Below are 19,913 nucleotides of genomic sequence, written 5' to 3'. Positions count from 1 at the left end.
TGTTCACAGATATATATGCGAATATATTATAACGGAGGATTTTTCAACGGACAAGTGCATTTACACGGGCGTTCAGCCTGATGGATAAACTGATACATAAAAAGGTCTTGTTTGTGACGCCGCGTAATGATCTATAATAGGTGTCAGGAGGTAAAGAGTTATGGCAAAATACAGAGCAATCCCGCAAGGGTTTATGACAGTTGGCGAAGTAGCAAAGAAAATGGGAGTTACCGTCCGCACTCTGCAATACTACGATAAAGAAGGACTGCTTTCTCCATCGGCAGAAAGTGAAGGCGGACGCAGGCTTTATACCGATAAAGACCTGATCACACTTCATCAGATCCTGTCTCTGAAATCGCTGGGCTTTTCTCTGGTTGATATAAAAGAGCGGCTGACCTCTATGGAAACACCGGCTGATGTTGCAAATGCCCTTACAGAGCAGGCAGATGATATCCGCCGGAAAATAGAACAGCTTCAGGCTTCGTTGTCAGCGATAGAACAGTTAAAAGCAGAAGTGTTACAGATGCAGACGGTCAACTTTAAGAAGTATGCCGATATTATTGTCAACATGCAGATGAAAAATGAGTTTTATCCTCTTATCAAGCGTTTCGACGATGATACGCTCGACCATATACGCAGTCAATTTGATAAGGAAAGCGGCTTGGATTTTATGGACAGGTTTAACCGCCTGAGTGATGAAATCGTACAGCTTCAAAAAGAAAATCTGCCGCCTGAAAGCGAAAAATGCCAGAAAGTTATTAAAGAATATTGGGGCCTGATCGTGGAGTTTACAAACGGCGACATGAGTATGCTTCCGAAATTGATGGAAGTCGGTAACATTGATACTGCCACAAATGCCTGGGAAGAAAGGCAGAAAATCGTTAATGATTATGTGGGTCCGGCTTTGCAAGTCTACTTTTCAAGACTTGGGACAGATCCCTTTGAGGGGGTGAAACCGTGAAAGACGCAATACAAGTTCGCGGATTAAAGAAAAGTTACGGCAGTCATACGGTTCTTAAAGGACTTGATCTCCAGATTGAAAAAGGAGAAATTTTCGCTCTGCTCGGCGTAAACGGAGCAGGTAAAACAACAGCGCTTGAATGCATCGAAGGCCTGAGAAAATATGACAGCGGTGCGGTCACTGTAAACGGGGAAACGGGGATCCAGCTGCAGTCATCATCTTTGCCCGCCCACATCAGGCCGCTGGAGGCTGTAAAGCTGTTTGCAAAATGGAAGAAAACAAAAATCGATGATACCATGCTTAATGATCTTGGTATCAAAGAAATGGAAAAAAAACAGTATATCCAATTATCCACAGGGCAGAAAAGACGGCTGCATCTTGCTCTTGCACTTATCGGCGATCCCGATATCATTTTTCTCGATGAGCCGACTGCGGGACTTGATGTTGAGGGAAGACTGTCACTCCACAGACAGATCCGGGATCTCAGATCACACGGAAAAACAATCGTCCTGGCAAGTCATGATATGGCGGAAGTAGAAACTCTATGTGACCGCATTGCCATTTTGAATAACGGAAATATTGTTTTTTGCGGTACAGCCTCGGAGCTGACCGACAGGGTCGGGAGAAAATATTTTATCCATATCAGGACGCAGCAGGGAGACAGCACTTTTGAAACAGACAATATCGAAGACACTTTGATTTCCTTACTGGGCGAATTAAAGCAGAAAAAGATCCATGTATCAGATATTAGAGTTGATCGCGGCACGCTGGAACAGCATTTTATCGAAATTGCAGGGAGGAAAACAGAATGAACGGTTTTTTATATGGCATAGCATTACAGTGGAAGTTGGATATCCGCAGCAGATCTTTGCTTGTGACCTGCTATATCGTTCCGCTGATCTTCTTTCTTCTTATGGGCGGTATTTTCACTTCGGTTATGCCTGAAATGAGGAGCACGCTGATACAATCTATGATCGTGATGAACGTTTCCATGGGAGCGTTTATCGGGCTGCCGCCATCGTTGATCGAAACTTATGGAAGTGATGTAAAAAAGTGTTATAAAGCAAATGGAGTACCTTTATATTCAGGTCTTGTTACAATGTTCCTTTCTGCATTTGTGCATTTGACGATCAGCTGCGCCATTATACTGCTGCTTGCCCCGATACTGTTTGAGGCGGCTTTGCCGAAACAGCTTCCGTTTTTCTTTCTTGCACTTGCCATATACATCATTGTGTCGCTGAGTATTGGAAGTATCTTAGGGTTGGCTGTAAAAAGTCAGGCAAAGCTGACAATGACAGCACAGCTTGTGTTTTTACCCTCGATCATGCTTTCGGGGATTATGTTCCCTGCCGGCTTGCTGCCCGGTTTTCTTAAAGCATTAGGGCGTATTTTCCCCGCTTCCTGGGGATACCGGTTGATGTCAGATCATGGTTTTTGCCTTGAAAATCTATGGTACTTAATCCTTGTATTCTGTGCGGCAGCAATAATATGTGCAATACTTTTGAACAGACAAAAATCCAAATAGGGCGGAAGACAAAGGTTTTGGAAAGATCACTCCCCGCGGATATCCTCATCCGCAAAATACTCTTCCGCCTGCTGCGTCCAGTATTCCCGGTCCTCTTCCGTGATCTTCCTGATCACTCTGCACGGGCATCCCGCAGCGATCACCTGATCCGGTATGTCCCTGGTCACCACTGACCCGGAGCCGATCACAACGTTATTTCCAATAGTCACTCCCGGATTGATCACGGTATTGCCGCCGATCCATACATCATTTCCAATGGTCACTCCCTTCGCATATTCCAGATCCATCCTGCGCACATCCGCATCGATCGGATGCCCTGCGGTATAGATGCATACTCTGGGCGCGATAAATACATGGTCCCCGATCCTTACATCCGCCTCGTCCAGGATGAGCAATCCTGTGTTTGCATAAAAATGCTTTCCGATATAAATCTGAGTCCCTTTATCACAGTAAAACGGCGGGACGATCACAGCATCTTCCTCCAGATGCCCGAATATTTCCCGCAAAAGCTGCATCCTCTCCTTCTCCTGATGCCATGGCATGGAGTTAAACTTTTCCAGCACTTCCCGGCTCTTCTCCCATGTATTGTCCCCGACCTTAAACGGGCAGTACAGTTTTCCTGAAAGCATCCGCTCTTTTTCTGTCATCTCCGATCCTCCTTTACGGTCTGTCTTTCTTTCCCACAGTGTACCATTTTCTCTCTTTCCATGTCTACAAGGCATCTTCTGATTTTCCTGCCTGCCTCAAACTATGGCTAAGTGGACGTCTTCCTTTTTACAGGATACCTCATTATGTGAAACGCCCAAAGAATACACCTATGGAGGCACTGATCTTAAAACTGACACAGCATCTTTCCTTCTCAGTAGGCGAGCTGATCGGGTTTGTAGATCCTTCCTCTTTACCAGAGCTTCCGGGTCTGACACCTATGCCGGTTTCTGCAGATGCTTACAGCATTGATGAAGCTGACAGTCCGGAATATATAGAACCGGCTGCTCTGAATCATGTCCACTATCCAGTTCTTGAAGGAATTGCGAACTTATACCTGAAGAAACAGATTATTTTTCAAAGATAAGGAGTTATTATGCCAAAACCATTATTTTCAAAGCTGGTTGCAGTTGCTGCAATCGGCTTTCTTTGTTTACTGGGCGGAAGTATCTATGGTCTGACCAATGGAGACCGTATTCTTCTGATGCTGAGTATCCTCATTGGTGCCTGCAGCCTGATCCGTTTCTTGCTCCTGTTAAAAGATATCAGATCCGGATCTTATTATGTCCTTTCCGGGATATGTAAAAAAAGAGCGCCTTCCCTTTTTAAGAAGAGTCAGCAGATTACATTTAAGTCAGATGAGGGGAAAGAATATCATTTCACATTTGAGAAAAGTATAAAGCTGCTGGAAGGTCATCGTTATAAACTATATTTTCGCAAGAATTCCAGTGGTACTGAAGCGATGGACACATCAACATCGAATTTGTTAGGATTTGAAGAGATCGTATCATAGGCAGAAAATCAAATAAAAATCAATAATATTGAAAGGAAATGGGTGCTAGCTGCATATGAAACAAATCCCTCAAGAATAAATAATTAATCTATTCACATTTTAAATAAAAACGGAGCAAGTCAATTTGCAAATATGACCTGCTTCGTCTTTATTACTTTTTCATAATATGTATTACATGTATTACGCTTGAATATAACACTATTGTAATGATAGCTATAATTATTTGTATTCTAAAACCCGAAAAAAAGATATTTTGTAAAATCATATATAATAATATTGATGCCGTACAAAAAAAGGTTGCTGCTATTCCACTTCCTATTAATCGATGTTCCATTATCAATGCATTAAATCTTCTTGGAATCGCCCAAGATAAAATTGCTGCAAATATTGGTATTGCAATAATATATATATCAAAACCAAAATCGATCACGCCAAAGTTTCGGGAGAAAATCCTTTTCAAATTGTATACTAATTCTGTTTGCATTAAAAAAATTAGTAAAAGGGCTATTCCCCCTAAAGCTGCTCCATATGGTACTTTAAAATCTGATTTTGTTTTCTTAGTCTTCTCCATGCTTCCAGTTACTTCATGACACGAAAGATCACACATAGCACAAGAGAACTCCAGTGGATTTTTAGGATTTTCACTCATAAAAAAGCTAGCTCGTAGTTTCTGTTTTGAATTAATCAACGATGCTGATATTTTGCAAGAATACTCATTTTCCGATTCTATCTTCCAAATAAATCCTTTGGGAACATTTTCTATTTCTAAAGGAATCATTTCAATTTCTTCATTATTACTGATGAGAATAGGTGGGTTTTCTATACCTTTATTCCCAGTATTTGTAATCTCTAAAAAAACTAAACATGGATTGGGCAAGACGGCCCCATTATACATTATTTTAATCTCTTTTAATGGTACGCCCCCGTTTTTGGATTGAAACTTATAATCTAAAATAGGATACATACTCACTCTATAGGACAGTGTTTTCGCATTAGTGTTAACTTTTGCTACTCTCCATGCTATCATAGCAGATATTATAGCTATTAGAACATTCACCAAAATATTCGTTGCATTCCAAAACGAATCCGAATTTGCTGCTTGCTGTGTAATATTCTCTACCTCTACTGAATTAGTAGCAACTGCTAAGAGATAAATCCCCATACTCCTCATTCCTATCTCAAAATATTCTTCCATGATTATATCATTTTCCACAATTTTGTACAATAATTCCCTAACTGATATCATCTGTTATCAATTTTTCTGTTCATTACTATTGATCGGGTTGCAAGCATCTATATATAGTCATCATCTTGTTGACTCAATCAATATATTGTGTTATCATGATTTTGTACTTATTTTTTGTGTTTCCCTGAAAGGGAGTCTGGACAATTCATCCAGAGCACATGTAGTTTATGTTTGGAAATTAGTGTCATAAATTGGCGTAATCCGCCTTTTTATGGCACTTTTTTTATTTCACAAAATTATTTTATTGCCAGAAGGCAGAAAGGAGAATCACTATGTCACTATTCACAATTTTTTCAGGAAGGCCCACAACAAATCCAGAGATGCGGCAGGCTAAAACCGGTACAGAATATATCTCACTTGATATCGCTGTTCCGCAGTATAGTCCGGACGGGAAAGAAAATGCCATGTTCGTTCAGTGTTATTTTAACAAGAGCTTGGCAGACCGGCTGTTAAAAGCCAAAGTAATGAAAGGCACCTGTCTGCAGATTCGTGGAGATTTAAAGGCAAACGCCTTTATTTATCAGCAGGGCGAAAAGGCAGGGCAGCCTGGTCTGAATCTGAACTGCTATGTAGAGAACTGGGAATTTTGTCTGTCTAATCGTCAGAATTCCGGGCAGGACTCTAACCCGGGGCAGAACGGTAACTATCAGCCGAACGGAAATAACCAAGGTGGTAATTACGCAAACGGCGGCGGACAGAACAACCACACTCCAAATGGGAATCCATCCGGCGGCGCATATGCAGGCAATAACGGCCCGAATAACCGCTCGGCCATTGGCCGCAATATGAATGACGGATATTCCGGCGGCGCCCCTGGTGGTTGCGCAGTCCATGACGGAACCGTCGCCCAGGGCCAGCACAAAATCACAGCTGTTATCCCTGACCGCTTTTGCTCCGTCCATGACATTCTCACGGGTGGGATTGGGACGGATCTCATCAAACAGGACGTGACCCACTCCAGCCAGATCCAGTTCCTTTTCCACGCGGGCAAGATAGCCGTACTTTTTTGCAGACTGACCGTTAGAAGTGACGATCAGCGCCTTTTTCCCTGGCAGCGTTTCCTCGTGCAGATGCCCAAGCTGACCTGCGCCAAACAGCACGTGGAAGAAATCGCCGCCATGCTGGGTTACAGCAACAGCAGCAATTTCTATAAAGCTTTCAGGGAGTATTATCATCAGTCACCGCGGGAGTTCACAAAATAACATACACATATAATTGCCTGTTTTGATAAAATCGTACTCATTTGCATATCCTTTCACGCTGTCATACATGAAAGCTTCTTATAATCCGAAATTATCAATTATCGGAACTAACTTTTGATACTTTGAAAATTATTTATTTAATACGGGATTCTGAAATAGTCCAAATACACCTTATATCGGTCCTGTGCGGTCAGACAGGTATCTGTCAGATAGCCTTTTTCATTGTCCCACTCCTTCAATCCTCTATAGTAGAACATCTTCAGGTTATCCTCAATAATGAATGGAACGATATTATATTTCAAACATTCCTTGAACATAATCAACCTGCCCACACGACCGTTGCCATCCTGAAACGGATGGATCCGCTCAAACTTTACATGGAAATCCAGAATATCTTCAAATGTCTTTTCTTCTTTTGCGTTATATGCTGTCAGTAATGCTTTCATCTTACCGGCAGCTTCTTCGGGTAGAGCAGTATCCATGCCGCCCACCTCATTAGGCAATTTCTTATAATCCCCCACTGCAAACCAGTCTTTTCTGGAATCGCTGGTTGCACTTTTTAAAGTCAGATGAAGCTCCTTAATAAACTTCTCAGTCAAAGCTGCCCTTGCATGGTCGATAATCATATCAATACATCGAAAATGATTTGCAGTTTCAATCACATCGTCTACGTTGAGAACTTCATCATCCCAGCGCGTTCTCATCCACAAACGCATCCATCAGGCTTCCATACCCATAAAAATCCACCACATACTTGATGCCGTCCGTGACTTCCTCCCTGGAATATTCATGCTCCTCAAGGAATTCATCTGTCTTTCCGTTCAGCTTTTCATAAAACATGAGCGTGAGCTCAAAATACGCCCTGCTGTCCGCCTCCAACCCATCCAGGAGCAGGTTTTCCGCTTCATTGATCTGCCCGTCGTCGATCATGGAGATCAGCTTTTTATATTTCTCCAGCACTTCCAGAGGGACAGCTTCCTCTTCGTCCCTGTCGATATCCTTATTGAACACCAGCCTGATCAGCATGCGGACCAGTTCATGCACGATCCGCATATAATAATCTTTTTCTTCAAACATTGCTGAAATTTTCCTTTCCGTTTATTTGCACAGATCCAGCCCCGGACGCTGTCAGAGCTGCCGAGACGCATCAGGCTGCGGCGGCTTCTCCGGTTTCCCCGGCTTCGCCGCTTTCACCAACAGCATCATGGGGCGCCTCATCTCTTCTTTCATCTCAGAAAGCCCCATCATGTCCTCCGAGGGGTGAGCCTCTTCCACCGCCTCAATAATAAATCCGCTCAGGAGAAGCCCATTCAGGATCTGTACTTCTCCCGCATCAGCGGATCTTATCTCACCGGCTGCGCGAAAGACATACCAGCCAGAAGATCATATCCGCAAATATCCCGCCTATAAAGACAGGGTAAAACCATCCCGGCAGATCTTTCCCTGTCATACTGTACACGGTCAGGAACGAAAACACTGCTTCTATCAGCAGCTTCAGTGTCTCGATCATATACATCAGGATGCGGTATACACGCTCCCGGTTCTCTTCCGTCACTTCCACGCCCGTATTCCAGATCTGCGGGAACCTCTGTAACAGACTGAGCCCGATATAAAAGACCCACATCAGCACAGGGAGAAAGATCAGTTCGCCTTTCGATCCCCATCTGTCGATCTCACCGGCCGCGTTATAGTGCGCGGGAATGCGTTCCGGGAAAGAATCCCAGCCAAAGAGCAGATAAAGCGTCGTTCCCGCTGTCAGGAGCAGTGAACCTGCCTCCAGGATCCGATCCGGGACTGTGTGTCTGATCTGTATCTTTCCGTCCATGCCGGAGTTCCCCCTTTCTCCTTATCCGAGACGGATCTGTGCGCCTGCCGCCAGCTGATGGACGATCCCGCCCAATTCTTCTTGCAGGATATGATACGCCTCTTCCCCGGTGCAGTGTCCGGTCCAGATCTCTTCTATCCCCGTTACCCGCAGCTTTTCCGCAAAGCTTCGGACATATGCCTCTGTCTTATTATGGAGATGGAATCCCCCGATCATTGCCCTGACCTTCCTGCCCGGGAATGTATCCGCCACTTCCCTGATGATATTATCCGCCCCGCCGTGGGAGCAGCTGTTAAACACTGCCAGCCCATCCCCGGTGTCAAACACAAGGCTCTGTTCGTGGGAGAAATCATCCACAGTGCAGGTGTCATTCTCCCGCAGGTACATCCTCTCCCTCTTCCCGGCTTCTTCCAGCCCGGGAGTCTTATGGCCGACCAGCCACATCCCTTCTTCCAGCTCCAGGTCGCCGGACACCCGGACAAGCCTGTCTCTATACTGTCCGAGGAGACCTTCCCGGATACCGATATATTTCCACCTGTCCGCTTCCTTTTTATAGCAGTTCTCTCCACATGACTCCCTCAGATAGAGCTTGGCCTTTGTATTCTGCGCCAGGAAATCCGCCATCCCGTCCGCATGATCATAATGCGCATGGGAGAGCACCGCATGATCCACCTCATCCAGAGCGAGTCCGAGCCTGCGGGCATTCTCCGCGAACAGCCCGTCAGCTCCGGCGTCCAGGAGCACCTTTACGCCTCTGTATTCGATAAAGAAACTCAGTCCCCACTCTCCCGGCAGTTCCTCCGTCCCGATATTGTCCACTAAAACCGTTGCTTTCATTTCGCTTTTCCACGCCTCTTTCCAGTCTGAGGGTTACAGTTCCCCGAGCATCTGCGCCGGATTGTCCGCTGCCTTGACCTTGCCGAATGCCTTGACGATCACTCCGTCCTCATCGATCAGGTAAGTCGTGCGCACGACTCCCATTGTCTTCTTCCCGTACATGTTCTTCTCTTTCCACACATCGTATGCCTGTATGCAGGCAAGCTCCGGGTCTGACAGCAGGGTGAACGGAAGCCCGTACTTCTCCTCAAACTTCTTGTGGGATGCCACGCTGTCTTTGCTCACACCGACCACGACAGCTCCCTTCTCCCGGATCTGGGGATACAGTTCCCCGAACCCGCACGCCTGTTTCGTACATCCGGGCGTGTTGTCTTTCGGATAAAAATACAGGATCACCTTCTTCCCCCTGTATTCCTCCAGTGTGTGCATATTCCCGTCCTGATCCGGCAGTTCAAATGCCGGAGCCTTTGTTCCGATCTCTAACATGATCCTTCCTCCTTTATCATCACATAATTCGTAAGCAGGACTCCCTTTCGTTCCACCTGCTGCTCCTTTACCGCTTTATAACCGCGCCTCTCGAAAAATGGCTTTGCCGTAATGGACGCGTGGGTCGTAAAACGAGGCGCCCTGACCGCCCCTTCCAGTTTATCACAGAGTGCCGTGGCGATCCCTCTGTGCTGAAAATCTTTGTGTACATATAATCTGTCCAGGTATCCGGTATCGTCCATATCCCCGAAACCTGTGATCTGCCCGCCCTCGACAGCCACAAGTGTATGATGCCGCCGGAATGAGAGATCCCACGCTTCCAGATCCACCCGGCCGTCCGCCCACGCTGCGAGCTGTTCTTCCGTATAATCCCCGGCATTCACTGAATGGACCGTGCCATAGAAAAGCTCAGCCAGCTCCCTGCAGTCCTGACTGACATATCCACGGATATCCATTTTGACCCTTCTCCCTTCCTGGCCGCTGCTTTCAGCCTTTTTCGCGTACAGTTTTCCCATACAGGCTTCCCGTTTATTCTAACACAGCGACGCTCTGTCTGACAAGAAAAGACCCCGCAGCCGGCAGGCCGCGGAGCCGTCTTTATCTTCACATTTTCACTTCTAATAGCGGACATAGATCATCCCGCTCTGGACCGGCCCGATGATCACGCCGATGCCGTAATCCGCGCAGTGGATCATCTGCCCGTTTCCTATGTAAATACCGCAGTGCTGCGTATTTACGCACACATCACCAGGCTGAGGATTGCTCACCTGAGGCCATCCCAGGAAGGTAAATGTATTTCCCAGCCTCTGATACTGCCCGGTCAGGCAATACGCCACAAACCCGGAGCAGTCAAACAGTCCCGGACTGCATGCGCCCATGCTGTACTCCGCCTTCCCGAGCCATTCGTACGCGCGGTCAACAACTGCATTTCCCGTAACAGTATCATACGATGGTTCGGTATAACCCGGGCTTCCGCCGCTGTTCCCTGTATTCCCGCCGGATGTTGTGCCGCCTCCGGAAGATGTTCCGCCGGAAGACGCCCCGCCGGATGTTGTGCCGCCGGAAGCAGCGCCGCCTGACGCTGTACCGCCGGATCCCGCTCCGGCGGATGTCCCGGTATTATTCTGCGTTTTATCCTTTTCCGCCGCCGCGGCTTCCGCTGCTTTGCGCTGTTCCTCAGCCTTCCTCGCAGCCTCCTGGATCATCTCATCGAGATTGGAGATCTCATCCTTCTTTGAGCTTATCGTCTCAGTCAGCACTGCCTGCTGTGATTCATACTCCGCTTCCGTCTCTTTCAGATTCTTCATCTCCGTCTCAAGCGTTGACTGGAGATCCTCGATCTCTGTGATCGTGTCAGCGTACGCCTGAAGCTGTGTCCTGTCGTACTCATGGACCTTCTGGGAGTATTCCGCCTGGGAGAGCATATCCGAAATAGATCCCGACGTCAGCACCTTCTCCATCGTGGCGGTCCCGCTCCCCGACTCATACATGTATTTGATGCGGAGCTTCATCGACTCATACTGCTCTTCTTTTTTCACTTCCGCCGCCTCGAGGTCCGCTTCCGCCTGTGTGATCTCCTGTCCTGTATTGATCAGCTCTGTCTCCAGCTCGCTCGCCTTTGTGATCAGTGTATTCAGTTCTGTCTGAAGATCTGTCAGTTCATTCTGCGCATCTTCCTTCTGCCCTTCCAGGTCGCTCTGGCTTGGGTCTGCATATACCGGGCTCACGCACATGGAACAAACGAGCGCTGCTGCCAAAAATAAACTCTGTATCTTTTTAAACTTCATCTTTTCTCCTTTCCTGACCTGAGGAGCCATCCTTTATATCACAGTAAATTGTGCATTACATTTTCAATATATGTAAAAATTATAATAAATCCTGTCGGGATTTTCAATGCGATTTTAATATTTCTGTAATATTTCACATATCAGTTCAGCCATCGGGCTGCGCGGGAGAGAAAATCATGCTCGCATGATTTTTCGAGCGGGCAGTCCGATGAGCTGAGCGCCCGTTTATGAGGAAAACAGCGGCGGCAGCCGCAGTAAGCACACAGTGCGGTTTTCCGAATGGCGCGGGCTGAACTGTTACTATTTCACAGACACTTCATAAATACGGAGACTCCACTTTCACGCTGACACCACCGACTTATATTTGCATTTTTTGAAGAGGATGTGTTATCCTGAAAATGCACTTTAATTAACGGAGGTATCTGAATATGAAATTTACATTCGCCCATAACAACCTGAACGTCTATGACCTGGAAAAATCTCTGGATTTTTATGAAAAGGCACTCGGACTTACCGTGACCAGGACAAAGGAAGCCGAGGACGGCAGCTTTAAGCTGGTCTACCTGGGGGACGGCACGACTCCCCACCAGCTCGAACTCACATGGCTGCGCGAAATGGACCGTCCGTACAACCTCGGGGATAACGAGATCCACCTGGCGTTTGTCACCGATGACTTCGATGCAGCTCACGAGAAGCACAAAAAGATGGGATGCATCTGCTTTGAGAATCCCGGCATGGGGATCTACTTTATCTCAGACCCGGACGGATACTGGCTTGAGATCGTCCCGGCGAAATAAGAGCCGGACGACAGAACGTCAGACGACAGAGAGCCTGACAACGGACGACAGTGAACCGGACGGAAGACAGCCGCTCATACGGGCACGGTGGCTGACTGGCGTAACGCCAGGCGCACGCGTAAAAGAAAAACAGGACTCTGTACTTTCCCGCACAGAGTCCTGTTTTCTTTTACTTTTCTTTTATCTTGAACCCAATATCCTCTTATCAATAACGGACATATACCATCCCGGCCTGTACCGGCCCGATGATCACTCCGATCCCTACATCCGCGCAGTGGATCATCTGTCCGTTCCCTATGTAAATCCCACAGTGTCCTGCGTTAACGCACACATCTCCTGGCTGCGGATCGCTCACCCTCGGCCATCCGAGGAAGGTATTTGTATTGCCGAGCCGCGCGTAATTTCCGGTCAGGCAGTACGCCACGAATCCAGAACAGTCAAATGCTCCCGGGCTGCACGCCCCCCAGACATATTCCGCATTTCCAATATAGCTGTACGCGCGGTCAACGACCGCATTTCCTGTCACAGCGTTATACGGAGGAGTCGTGCCCCCGCCGGAACCGCCGCCTGTATTCGTCTGCTGCTGCAACTGCTGCTGGCGCGCTGCTTCCGCTTCTGCAGCCTTGCGGGCCTCCTCTGCTTTCCTCGCAGCCTCCTGGATCATCTCATCGAGATTGGAAATCTCGTCCTGCTTAGAAGCGATCGTCTCATTCAGAGTCTCCTGCTGAGCTTTATATTCTACTTCCGTCGCCTGGAGATTCGCCATCTCCTCTTCGAGTGTCGCCTGGAGATTTTCGATCTCAGTCACTGTGTCTGCATATTCCTGGAGCTGTTCGCGGTCATATTCATGTACCTTTTCCGAATACTCCGCCTGAGTCAGCACATCCGAGATATTTCCCGCGCCCATGACTTTCTCCATCGTGGCGCTTCCAGTGCCTGACTCATACATGAACTTGATACGCAGCTTCATCGCCTCGTACTGTTCTTCCTTCTTTTCTTCCGCAGCCTCCAGATCCGCCTCTGCCTGTGTGATCTCCTGACCGGTGCTGATCAGTTCATCTTCCAGATCTCCCATTTTCTGGACCAGCGAGTCAAGTTCGGTCTGGAGATTTTCCAGCTCGCTCTGGGCGTTCGCTTTCTGATCCTCCAGTTCCTGCTGCGTCGGATCAGCAAATACGGGTGTTATGACCATGGAAGCTGTAAGAGCTGAGGCGATCACCGCACTATGTACTTTCTTTAACTTCATTTCTTCACCTTTCCTTATTAAAATTGTCTATATCCCCACAGAATGCATGATACAACAGAAAAAAGGGTTTTTCAACAGGAATCCTGAAAAAAATACATCCGCGGGGGAAATCCGATTTATTTTCTCTGATATGTAATAGATTATAATAAATTTATATCATAATTTCAACATATAATTAACATTTTCGTAATATTTCCCTGCTTACCGCAAAAGGAGATGCAGCGGTCTTCTCCCTTTTCCGCTGCATCTCCTTCTATTCTTTCAGCCATATCCTTACTGCACTGTCAGGTTCGTATACCCCATCAGGCTCTCGTCCACTTCTTTCGCCGCCTCACGTCCTTCCCGGATCGCCCACACGACAAGAGACTGTCCTCTGTGCATATCGCCTGCCGTAAACACACGCTCTGCGTTTGTCGCGTATTTTCCTGCTTCTGTCTTCACATTCGTGCGCTCATTTACCTCTACGCCGAATGCCTTTGTGACATAACTCTCACTGCCCAGGAATCCGGCCGCGATCAGCACAAGGTCCGCATCCACGGTGTACTCGCTGCCCGGGATCTCCGCCATGACCATCCTGCCGGTCTTCTCGTCTTTCCGGCTCTCCAGCCTGACAAGGACAGCCTTGCACACTCTGCCTTTCTTGTCTTTTACAAATTCTTTCACAGTCGTGGTATACACACGCGGATCCTGTCCGAAGACTGCGATCGCTTCCTGCTGGCCGTAATCCGTCTTGCAGACCTTCGGCCATTCAGGCCAGGGATTCCCCTCTGCCCTCTTGTCCGGCGCCTTCGGCATCATCTCCAGCTGGAGCACGGACTTGGCCCCGTGGCGGATTGCAGTTCCCACACAGTCATTTCCCGTGTCCCCGCCGCCGATGACGAGGACATTCCTGCCCTCCGCGGAGACATAGCTGCCCTTTTTCATCTGTCCGGGCAGTTTTGCCTCTGTCTGCCCGGCGTCTGCCCACAGAGCTTTTGTTGTAGACTTGAGGAAATCTACTGCAAAATAGATCCCATCGGCATCCCTTCCCGGGGCTTTGATGTCTCTCGGAGCAGACGCACCGCATGCCAGGATGACTCTGTCATACTCTTTCAAAAGCTGCGCAGGCTTCACATCTTTGCCCACATTACAGTTTACGCGGAATTCGATCCCTTCTTCTTCCATAATATGGATCCTGCGGTCTATATACTGCTTCTCCAGTTTCATGTTTGGGATGCCGTAGCGCAGCAGGCCGCCCGCCTTGTCTTCCCGCTCAAATACAGTCACCATATGCCCTCTCCGGTTCAGAAGGTCCGCCGCCGCCAGCCCCGCCGGGCCGCTCCCGATGACTGCCACCTTTTTCCCGGTGCGCACCTTGGGCGGACGAGCCTTTGCGTACCCTTTCTCAAAGGCATTTTCAATGATGGCGTACTCATTGCTCTTTGTAGCCACAGGCTCTTCGTTGAGCCCGCAGGTGCAGGCATTCTCGCAGAGAGCCGGGCAGACCCTGGACGTAAATTCCGGGAAGTTATTCGTCTTGACGAGACGGTAATACGCTTCCTCCCAGTTCCCGTTATAGATCAGGTCATTCCACTCCGGCACCAGGTTGTGGAGGGGACATCCGCTGGCCATGCCCATCAGGTTCAGCCCGGACTGGCAGAAGGGGACGCCGCACGCCATGCAGCGTGCGCCCTGGACCTCCTGCTCCTCTTTTGACAGAGGCGTGTAGAACTCTCTGAAATGCCCGATCCTCTCCAAAGGCGCTTCCGCGGTCTTATCTTTTCTCTCATATTCCATAAATCCTGTCGGTTTTCCCATCTTAACGCCTCCTATTTTCCATTCTTGATCATATTGAACGCTTCGATCTTTGCCTTTTCCCTGCTCAGTCCTTTTTCTTCCATCTGGATGATCGCGGACATCATCTTCTCATAGTCCTCAGGGATGATCTTCTTAAATTTCGGCAGGTACTCTTCAAAGTGATCCAGGATCCGTTTTCCTACTTCTGAGTTCGTATAGGAGACATGCTCCTGTATCATGCCCTTTAATTCCTGGACATCATACTTGTCCGTCACGCGCCGGATCTTTACCATGGCCTTGTTGACCCTTGTGTAGAGCGTGCTGTCCTCATCCAGCACATAGGCGATACCGCCGCTCATTCCCGCGGCAAAGTTCTTGCCTACCTTGCCGAGGATGACCACACACCCTCCGGTCATATATTCGCAGCCGTGGTCGCCCACGCCTTCCACGACAGCCCGAACGCCGGAGTTGCGCACGCAGAATCTTTCTCCTGCCACGCCGCTGACATAGGCCTTTCCGCTTGTGGCGCCATAGAAGGCCACGTTTCCGATGATGATATTCTCATCCGACTTAAATGTCGTCCCCTTCGGAGGATATACGACCAGCTTTCCGCCTGACAGTCCTTTCCCGAAATAGTCGTTGCTGTCGCCGGTCAGCTCCAGTGTCAGTCCCTTCGGGATGAATGCGCCGAAGCTCTGTCCGCCCGTGCCGCTGCACTTGATCACAAAGGTGTCCTCTTCCAGCCCTTCCGGATATCTCCTGGTGATCTCCGAGCCGAAGATCGTGCCAAAGGTGCGGTCCGTGTTCGTGACGTCCACTTCGATGCTCCTCTTCTGCCCCTTTTCCAGAGCGGGAAGGAGCTGTTTTACGAGCACTTTCTCATCCAGTGTCTTTTCAAGCTCGAAGTTGTATACTTTCTTCGGGTCAAAGATCATGGCTTTCTTCTGCTTTGCATACGGATTGTACAGGACGCCGCTTAAGTCAAGGGATGCCGCCCGCCTGGATGTGGCGGTTTCCTTCACTTTCAGAAGGTCTGTGCGGCCCACCATCTCGTCCACTGTGCGCACGCCCAGCTTCGCCATGTATTCCCTCAGCTCCTCTGCGATGAATTTCATGAAGTTCATCACATATTCCGGCTTGCCGGCAAAACGCTTCCTCAGCTCCGGGTTCTGTGTCGCCACGCCTACCGGGCAGGTATCCAGGTTGCACACACGCATCATCACGCATCCCATGGTCACCAGGGGAGCTGTGGCAAACCCGAACTCCTCCGCCCCGAGAAGTGCCGCCACTGCCACATCGCGGCCGCTCATCAGCTTGCCGTCCGTCTCGATGCGCACCCGTTCCCTCAGGCCGTTCTCGATCAGCGTCTGGTGCGTCTCCGCAAGCCCCAGCTCCCAGGGAAGCCCCGCATTCTGGATGGAACTTCTCGGCGCAGCCCCGGTACCGCCGTCATACCCGGAGATCAGTATCACGCCTGCCCCTGCTTTTGCCACACCGGCAGCTACGGTCCCCACGCCTGCTTCTGACACGAGCTTTACAGAGATCCTTGCGTTTTTATTGGCATTCTTGCAGTCATAGATGAGCTGTGCAAGGTCTTCGATCGAATAGATATCATGGTGCGGCGGAGGTGAGATCAGGCTCACGCCCGGCGTCGAATGGCGGGTCTTCGCCACCCACGGATAGACCTTGCCGCCCGGCAGGTGTCCGCCCTCGCCCGGCTTCGCGCCCTGCGCCATCTTGATCTGGATCTCCTGGGCGCTCACCAGATATCTGGAAGTCACGCCGAACCGTCCTGACGCGACCTGCTTGATCGCGGAGCAGCGGTCCGTATCCAGACGCTCGATCTCCTCGCCGCCCTCTCCCGAGTTGGATTTACCGTGGAGACGGTTCATGGCGATGGCCAGAGTCTCATGGGCCTCCTTGGAGATCGAACCATAGGACATGGCTCCGGTCTTAAACCTGGTGACAATGGAATCCACGCTCTCCACTTCCTCGATCGGGATCCCTTTCTTCGGATAGTTAAAGTCGAGCTGTCCTCTCAGATTGATCTTCTCTCCCTCTTCGTCCACCATCCTGGTATATTCTTTGAACATCCCGTAATCTCCACGCTTTGTAGACTGTTGGAGCATATGGATAGTCTGCGGGTTGTAGAGGTGTTCCTCCCCGCCGCTCTTATATTTGTGCCGTCCCACGCTGTCCAGCGTCATGTCGCTGTCCAGTCCGAGGGGATCGAAGGCCTGTGTGTGGAAGGCTGTGTAATCCTCGGCAATCTCCTCGATCCCGATGCCGCCCACACGGCTCACTGTATCCGTAAAATATTTGTCGATAAACTCTTTTTTCAGCCCGATCGCCTCGAAGATCTTCGCGCCCTGGTAGGACTGGATCGTCGAGATCCCCATCTTGGAAGCTATCTTGATGATGCCGTGGATGACCGCGCTGTTGTAGTCATCTACCGCCGCATAGTAATCCTTGTGCAGGAGTCTGGATCCGATGAGCTGGCGGATGGACTCGTGGGCCAGGTACGGATTGATCGCGCAGGCGCCGTATCCGAGGAGCGTCGCGAAGTGATGCACTTCTCTCGGCTCGCCGCTCTCCAGGATCATGGCCACGGATGTCCTTTTCTTCGTGCGCACCAGGTGCTGCTGGAGACCGGACACAGCGAGCAGGGACGGAATCGCCACATGGTACTCGTCCATCTCCCGGTCTGTCAGGATCAGGATGTTCGCGCCCTCGCGGATCACACGGTCCACTTCCACGAACAGATACTCCAGAGCTTTCTCAAGGCTGGTGTTCTTATAGTAAGTGATCGGGATCTCCGCCACCTTGAACCCTTCCACTTTCATATTTTTGATCTTCAGGAGATCTGTATTCGTCAGGATCGGATTGTTCACCCTGAGCATCTTACAGTTCTCTTCTTTTTTCTCCAGAAGGTTCCCGTCCTTGCCCACATAGATCACAGTGGAGGTCACGATCTCCTCGCGGATCGCGTCGATGGGCGGGTTCGTCACCTGGGCGAAAAGCTGTTTGAAATATCCGAACAGCGGCTGACGCTTCTTTGAGAGGACAGAGAGGGGCGCGTCGATCCCCATCGCCGCGATCCCTTCCGCGCCGTTCTTCGCCATTGTAAGGATCGAAGTCTTCACATCCTCATAGGCGTACCCGAAGGCTTTCTGCAGGCGGGTACACTCTTCCTTTGTATATTTCGGGATATCCTTGTTCGGGATCGGCAGGTCCTTTAAGTGGATCAGATTGCTGTCCAGCCATTCGCCGTAAGGCTCCTCGTTGGCATAGCGCTCTTTCAGCTCCTCATCGTCGATCACCCTGCCTGCCACAGTGTCCACGAGCAGCATCTTGCCCGGGTGCAGCCTCTCCTTTACGAGGATCTTCGCCGGGTCAATGTCCAGCACTCCCACCTCGGAAGACAGGATCAGGTTGTCATCGTCCGTGATATAATATCTGGACGGGCGCAGGCCGTTCCTGTCCAGCACTGCCCCCATCACATCCCCGTCCGAGAAGAGGATGGACGCCGGGCCGTCCCAGGGCTCCATCATGGTCGCGTAATACTGGTAGAAATCCTTTTTATTCTGGGACATGCTCCGGTTGTTCACCCACGGTTCCGGGATGGCGATCATCACGGCCAGCGGCAGTTCCATCCCGCTCATCACCATGAATTCCAGGGCATTGTCCAGCATCGCGGAGTCGGATCCCGAGGTATTGATCGCCGGGAGGACCTTGTGGAGCTCGCCTTTTAAGCAGCCTGCTTCCATGGTCTCTTCCCTTGCCCGCATCTTGTCCGCATTCCCACGGATCGTGTTGATCTCGCCGTTGTGCACCATCAGGCGGTTCGGATGCGCCCTCTGCCAACTCGGCGCTGTGTTCGTACTGAACCTGGAGTGGACCATGGCGATCGCGGATTCATAGTCCTCATCCTGAAGATCCCCGAAAAACTGGCGGAGCTGTCCGACGAGGAACATTCCCTTATACACGATCGTGCGGCTCGAGAGAGAGACCACATACGTGTCATCACTGCTCTGCTCGAACACACGCCGCACCACATACAGCCTGCGGTCAAAGGAAATCCCCTTCTCGATCCTCTTCGGACGCGCGATGAAAGCCTGCATGATATAAGGCATACAGTCCACAGCCGTCTTGCCCAGCACCTCCGGATGGATCGGGACCTCTCTCCAGCCGAGGAAATCCAGTCCTTCCTTCTTTACGATCACCTCAAAGATATTCTTCGCCTGGTTCCTCTTCAGCTCATCCTGCGGGAAAAAGAACATCCCCACACCGTAGTCCCTCTCTCCGCCGAGACTGATCCCCAGCGGTTTACAGACTTTTGAAAAAAACTTATGTGAGATCTGAAGAAGGATGCCCACACCGTCTCCGGTCTTTCCTTCCGCGTCCTTTCCCGCCCGGTGCTCCAGGTGCTCTACGATCTCAAGAGCTCCCGCCACCGTGCTGTGGCTCTTTTTCCCTTTAATATTAACGATCGCGCCGATACCGCAGTTGTCATGTTCAAAACTCTCGCGGTACAGCCCCTGCAGGTTCTCATTCGCCTGATTCATAGCCGTTCTCCTCTCTTTCGCAATTTATGGGATGACTATACACGATTTTTTCCGGTTTGTAAATAGAAAATATTTCTAAATTGTCAGATTATTTGAATTCTTTATTTATAATATATATTTATCAGATAATTTCGTCTTATTAAAAACAATAGTATTAATTAT

The 19,913-nt window shown here is 49.5% G+C and carries 19 protein-coding genes and 2 pseudogenes; 8 read left to right on the top strand and 13 right to left on the bottom strand.

Going from position 1 to position 19,913, the window contains the following annotated elements; all coding sequences use genetic code 11:
* Positions 1-160: 160 nt before the first annotated feature.
* Genes B5G27_RS14120 through B5G27_RS14110 form a run of 3 tightly spaced genes read left to right on the top strand, consistent with a single transcriptional unit; the run spans position 161 to position 2,486 of the window.
* Positions 161-961, top strand: a complete 801-nt coding sequence (locus B5G27_RS14120) for a MerR family transcriptional regulator (RefSeq protein ID WP_087179489.1) — start codon at positions 161-163, stop codon at positions 959-961.
* Positions 958-1,773 carry an ABC transporter ATP-binding protein gene (locus tag B5G27_RS14115; protein ID WP_087179488.1) on the top strand — a complete coding sequence of 272 codons (816 nt, stop codon included), beginning with the start codon at positions 958-960 and terminating at the stop codon, positions 1,771-1,773. Before B5G27_RS14120 ends, B5G27_RS14115 begins: the two co-directional genes overlap by 4 nt.
* Positions 1,770-2,486, top strand: a complete 717-nt coding sequence (locus tag B5G27_RS14110; protein WP_087179487.1) for an ABC transporter permease — start codon at positions 1,770-1,772, stop codon at positions 2,484-2,486. The genes B5G27_RS14115 and B5G27_RS14110 overlap by 4 nt, the downstream gene beginning before the upstream one ends.
* A gap of 26 nt (positions 2,487-2,512) precedes the next feature.
* Here the strand turns inward: B5G27_RS14110 and B5G27_RS16955 are convergent, their stop codons facing one another.
* Positions 2,513-3,133, bottom strand: a complete 621-nt coding sequence (locus B5G27_RS16955; protein ID WP_087179486.1) for a sugar O-acetyltransferase — start codon at positions 3,131-3,133, stop codon at positions 2,513-2,515.
* Positions 3,134-3,303: 170 nt separating this feature from the next.
* Here B5G27_RS16955 and B5G27_RS14100 point away from each other — a divergent pair, with 170 nt between their 5' ends.
* Positions 3,304-3,558 (top strand): hypothetical protein, encoded by a 255-nt coding sequence (locus B5G27_RS14100; RefSeq protein WP_087179485.1) that lies wholly within the window; start codon positions 3,304-3,306, stop codon positions 3,556-3,558.
* Between the two features lie 9 nt (positions 3,559-3,567).
* Positions 3,568-3,984 carry a hypothetical protein gene (locus B5G27_RS14095; RefSeq protein ID WP_087179484.1) on the top strand — a complete coding sequence of 139 codons (417 nt, stop codon included), beginning with the start codon at positions 3,568-3,570 and terminating at the stop codon, positions 3,982-3,984.
* Positions 3,985-4,135: 151 nt separating this feature from the next.
* On the opposite strand, the gene B5G27_RS14090 is transcribed toward B5G27_RS14095, so the two are convergent.
* Positions 4,136-5,179 (bottom strand): hypothetical protein, encoded by a 1,044-nt coding sequence (locus tag B5G27_RS14090; RefSeq protein ID WP_143449741.1) that lies wholly within the window; start codon positions 5,177-5,179, stop codon positions 4,136-4,138.
* 323 nt (positions 5,180-5,502) lie between these two features.
* On the opposite strand from B5G27_RS14090, the pseudogene B5G27_RS17105 reads away from it, so the two are divergent.
* Positions 5,503-5,757: pseudogene (locus B5G27_RS17105) on the top strand (single-stranded DNA-binding protein); the annotation flags it as partial.
* On the opposite strand, the gene B5G27_RS17100 reads toward B5G27_RS17105, so the two are convergent.
* Entirely contained in the window at positions 5,728-6,330 is a 603-nt protein-coding gene (locus tag B5G27_RS17100; RefSeq protein ID WP_242958332.1) for an iron-containing alcohol dehydrogenase, read from the bottom strand. The pseudogene B5G27_RS17105 and the gene B5G27_RS17100 sit on opposite strands and share 30 nt — an antisense overlap.
* Here B5G27_RS17100 and B5G27_RS17095 point away from each other — a divergent pair.
* Positions 6,301-6,432 (top strand): helix-turn-helix domain-containing protein, encoded by a 132-nt coding sequence (locus tag B5G27_RS17095; protein ID WP_442911432.1) that lies wholly within the window; start codon positions 6,301-6,303, stop codon positions 6,430-6,432. The two genes, B5G27_RS17100 and B5G27_RS17095, sit on opposite strands and share 30 nt — an antisense overlap.
* A 137-nt stretch (positions 6,433-6,569) precedes the next feature.
* Here the strand turns inward: B5G27_RS17095 and B5G27_RS14080 are convergent.
* The 7 genes and pseudogenes from B5G27_RS14080 to B5G27_RS14050 all read right to left on the bottom strand — a co-directional run.
* Positions 6,570-7,121: pseudogene (locus B5G27_RS14080) on the bottom strand (Fic family protein); the annotation flags it as partial.
* A complete protein-coding gene (locus B5G27_RS14075; RefSeq protein WP_087179481.1) occupies positions 7,117-7,509 on the bottom strand; it encodes a DUF6483 family protein in 393 nt (130 codons plus the stop codon). The gene B5G27_RS14075 and the pseudogene B5G27_RS14080, both read right to left, overlap by 5 nt.
* 271 nt (positions 7,510-7,780) lie before the next feature.
* The gene (locus tag B5G27_RS14070) at positions 7,781-8,257 is read right to left on the bottom strand and encodes a DUF1648 domain-containing protein (protein WP_087179480.1); all 477 of its coding nucleotides are present in this window, start codon (positions 8,255-8,257) and stop codon (positions 7,781-7,783) included.
* 21 nt (positions 8,258-8,278) lie between these two features.
* On the bottom strand, positions 8,279-9,094 hold the full coding sequence (locus B5G27_RS14065) for an MBL fold metallo-hydrolase (RefSeq protein ID WP_087179479.1): 816 nt from the start codon (positions 9,092-9,094) through the stop codon (positions 8,279-8,281).
* 33 nt (positions 9,095-9,127) lie between these two features.
* Positions 9,128-9,580, bottom strand: coding sequence for a thioredoxin-dependent thiol peroxidase (gene bcp, locus B5G27_RS14060; protein WP_087179478.1), 453 nt, complete (start codon positions 9,578-9,580; stop codon positions 9,128-9,130).
* Positions 9,574-10,035 carry a GNAT family N-acetyltransferase gene (locus B5G27_RS14055; protein ID WP_087179532.1) on the bottom strand — a complete coding sequence of 154 codons (462 nt, stop codon included), beginning with the start codon at positions 10,033-10,035 and terminating at the stop codon, positions 9,574-9,576. Before B5G27_RS14055 ends, bcp begins: the two co-directional genes overlap by 7 nt.
* 162 nt (positions 10,036-10,197) lie before the next feature.
* A complete protein-coding gene (locus B5G27_RS14050; protein WP_087179477.1) occupies positions 10,198-11,367 on the bottom strand; it encodes a C40 family peptidase in 1,170 nt (389 codons plus the stop codon).
* Positions 11,368-11,795: 428 nt separating this feature from the next.
* Between B5G27_RS14050 and B5G27_RS14045 the strand changes: the two genes are divergently transcribed.
* A complete protein-coding gene (locus tag B5G27_RS14045) occupies positions 11,796-12,164 on the top strand; it encodes a VOC family protein (RefSeq protein WP_087179476.1) in 369 nt (122 codons plus the stop codon).
* Positions 12,165-12,369: 205 nt separating this feature from the next.
* Here the strand turns inward: B5G27_RS14045 and B5G27_RS14040 are convergent, their stop codons facing one another.
* The 3 genes from B5G27_RS14040 to gltB all read right to left on the bottom strand — a co-directional run bounded on the left by B5G27_RS14040 (position 12,370) and on the right by gltB (position 19,751).
* A complete protein-coding gene (locus tag B5G27_RS14040; RefSeq protein ID WP_087179475.1) occupies positions 12,370-13,410 on the bottom strand; it encodes a coiled-coil domain-containing protein in 1,041 nt (346 codons plus the stop codon).
* Between the two features lie 273 nt (positions 13,411-13,683).
* Complete coding sequence (locus B5G27_RS14035) at positions 13,684-15,207, bottom strand: glutamate synthase subunit beta (protein ID WP_087179474.1); 1,524 nt, start codon at positions 15,205-15,207, stop codon at positions 13,684-13,686.
* A gap of 11 nt (positions 15,208-15,218) precedes the next feature.
* Complete coding sequence (gene gltB / locus B5G27_RS14030) at positions 15,219-19,751, bottom strand: glutamate synthase large subunit (RefSeq protein ID WP_087179473.1); 4,533 nt, start codon at positions 19,749-19,751, stop codon at positions 15,219-15,221.
* Between the last annotated feature and the right edge of the window lie 162 nt (positions 19,752-19,913).

It is taken from the genome of Lachnoclostridium sp. An76, assembly GCF_002161355.1.
In the GTDB taxonomy this organism is placed as follows: Bacteria; Bacillota; Clostridia; order Lachnospirales; family Lachnospiraceae; genus Mediterraneibacter; species Mediterraneibacter caccavium.
Note: the sequence above shows the minus strand (reverse complement) of the source record. Positions and strands in the feature narration are given on the sequence as shown.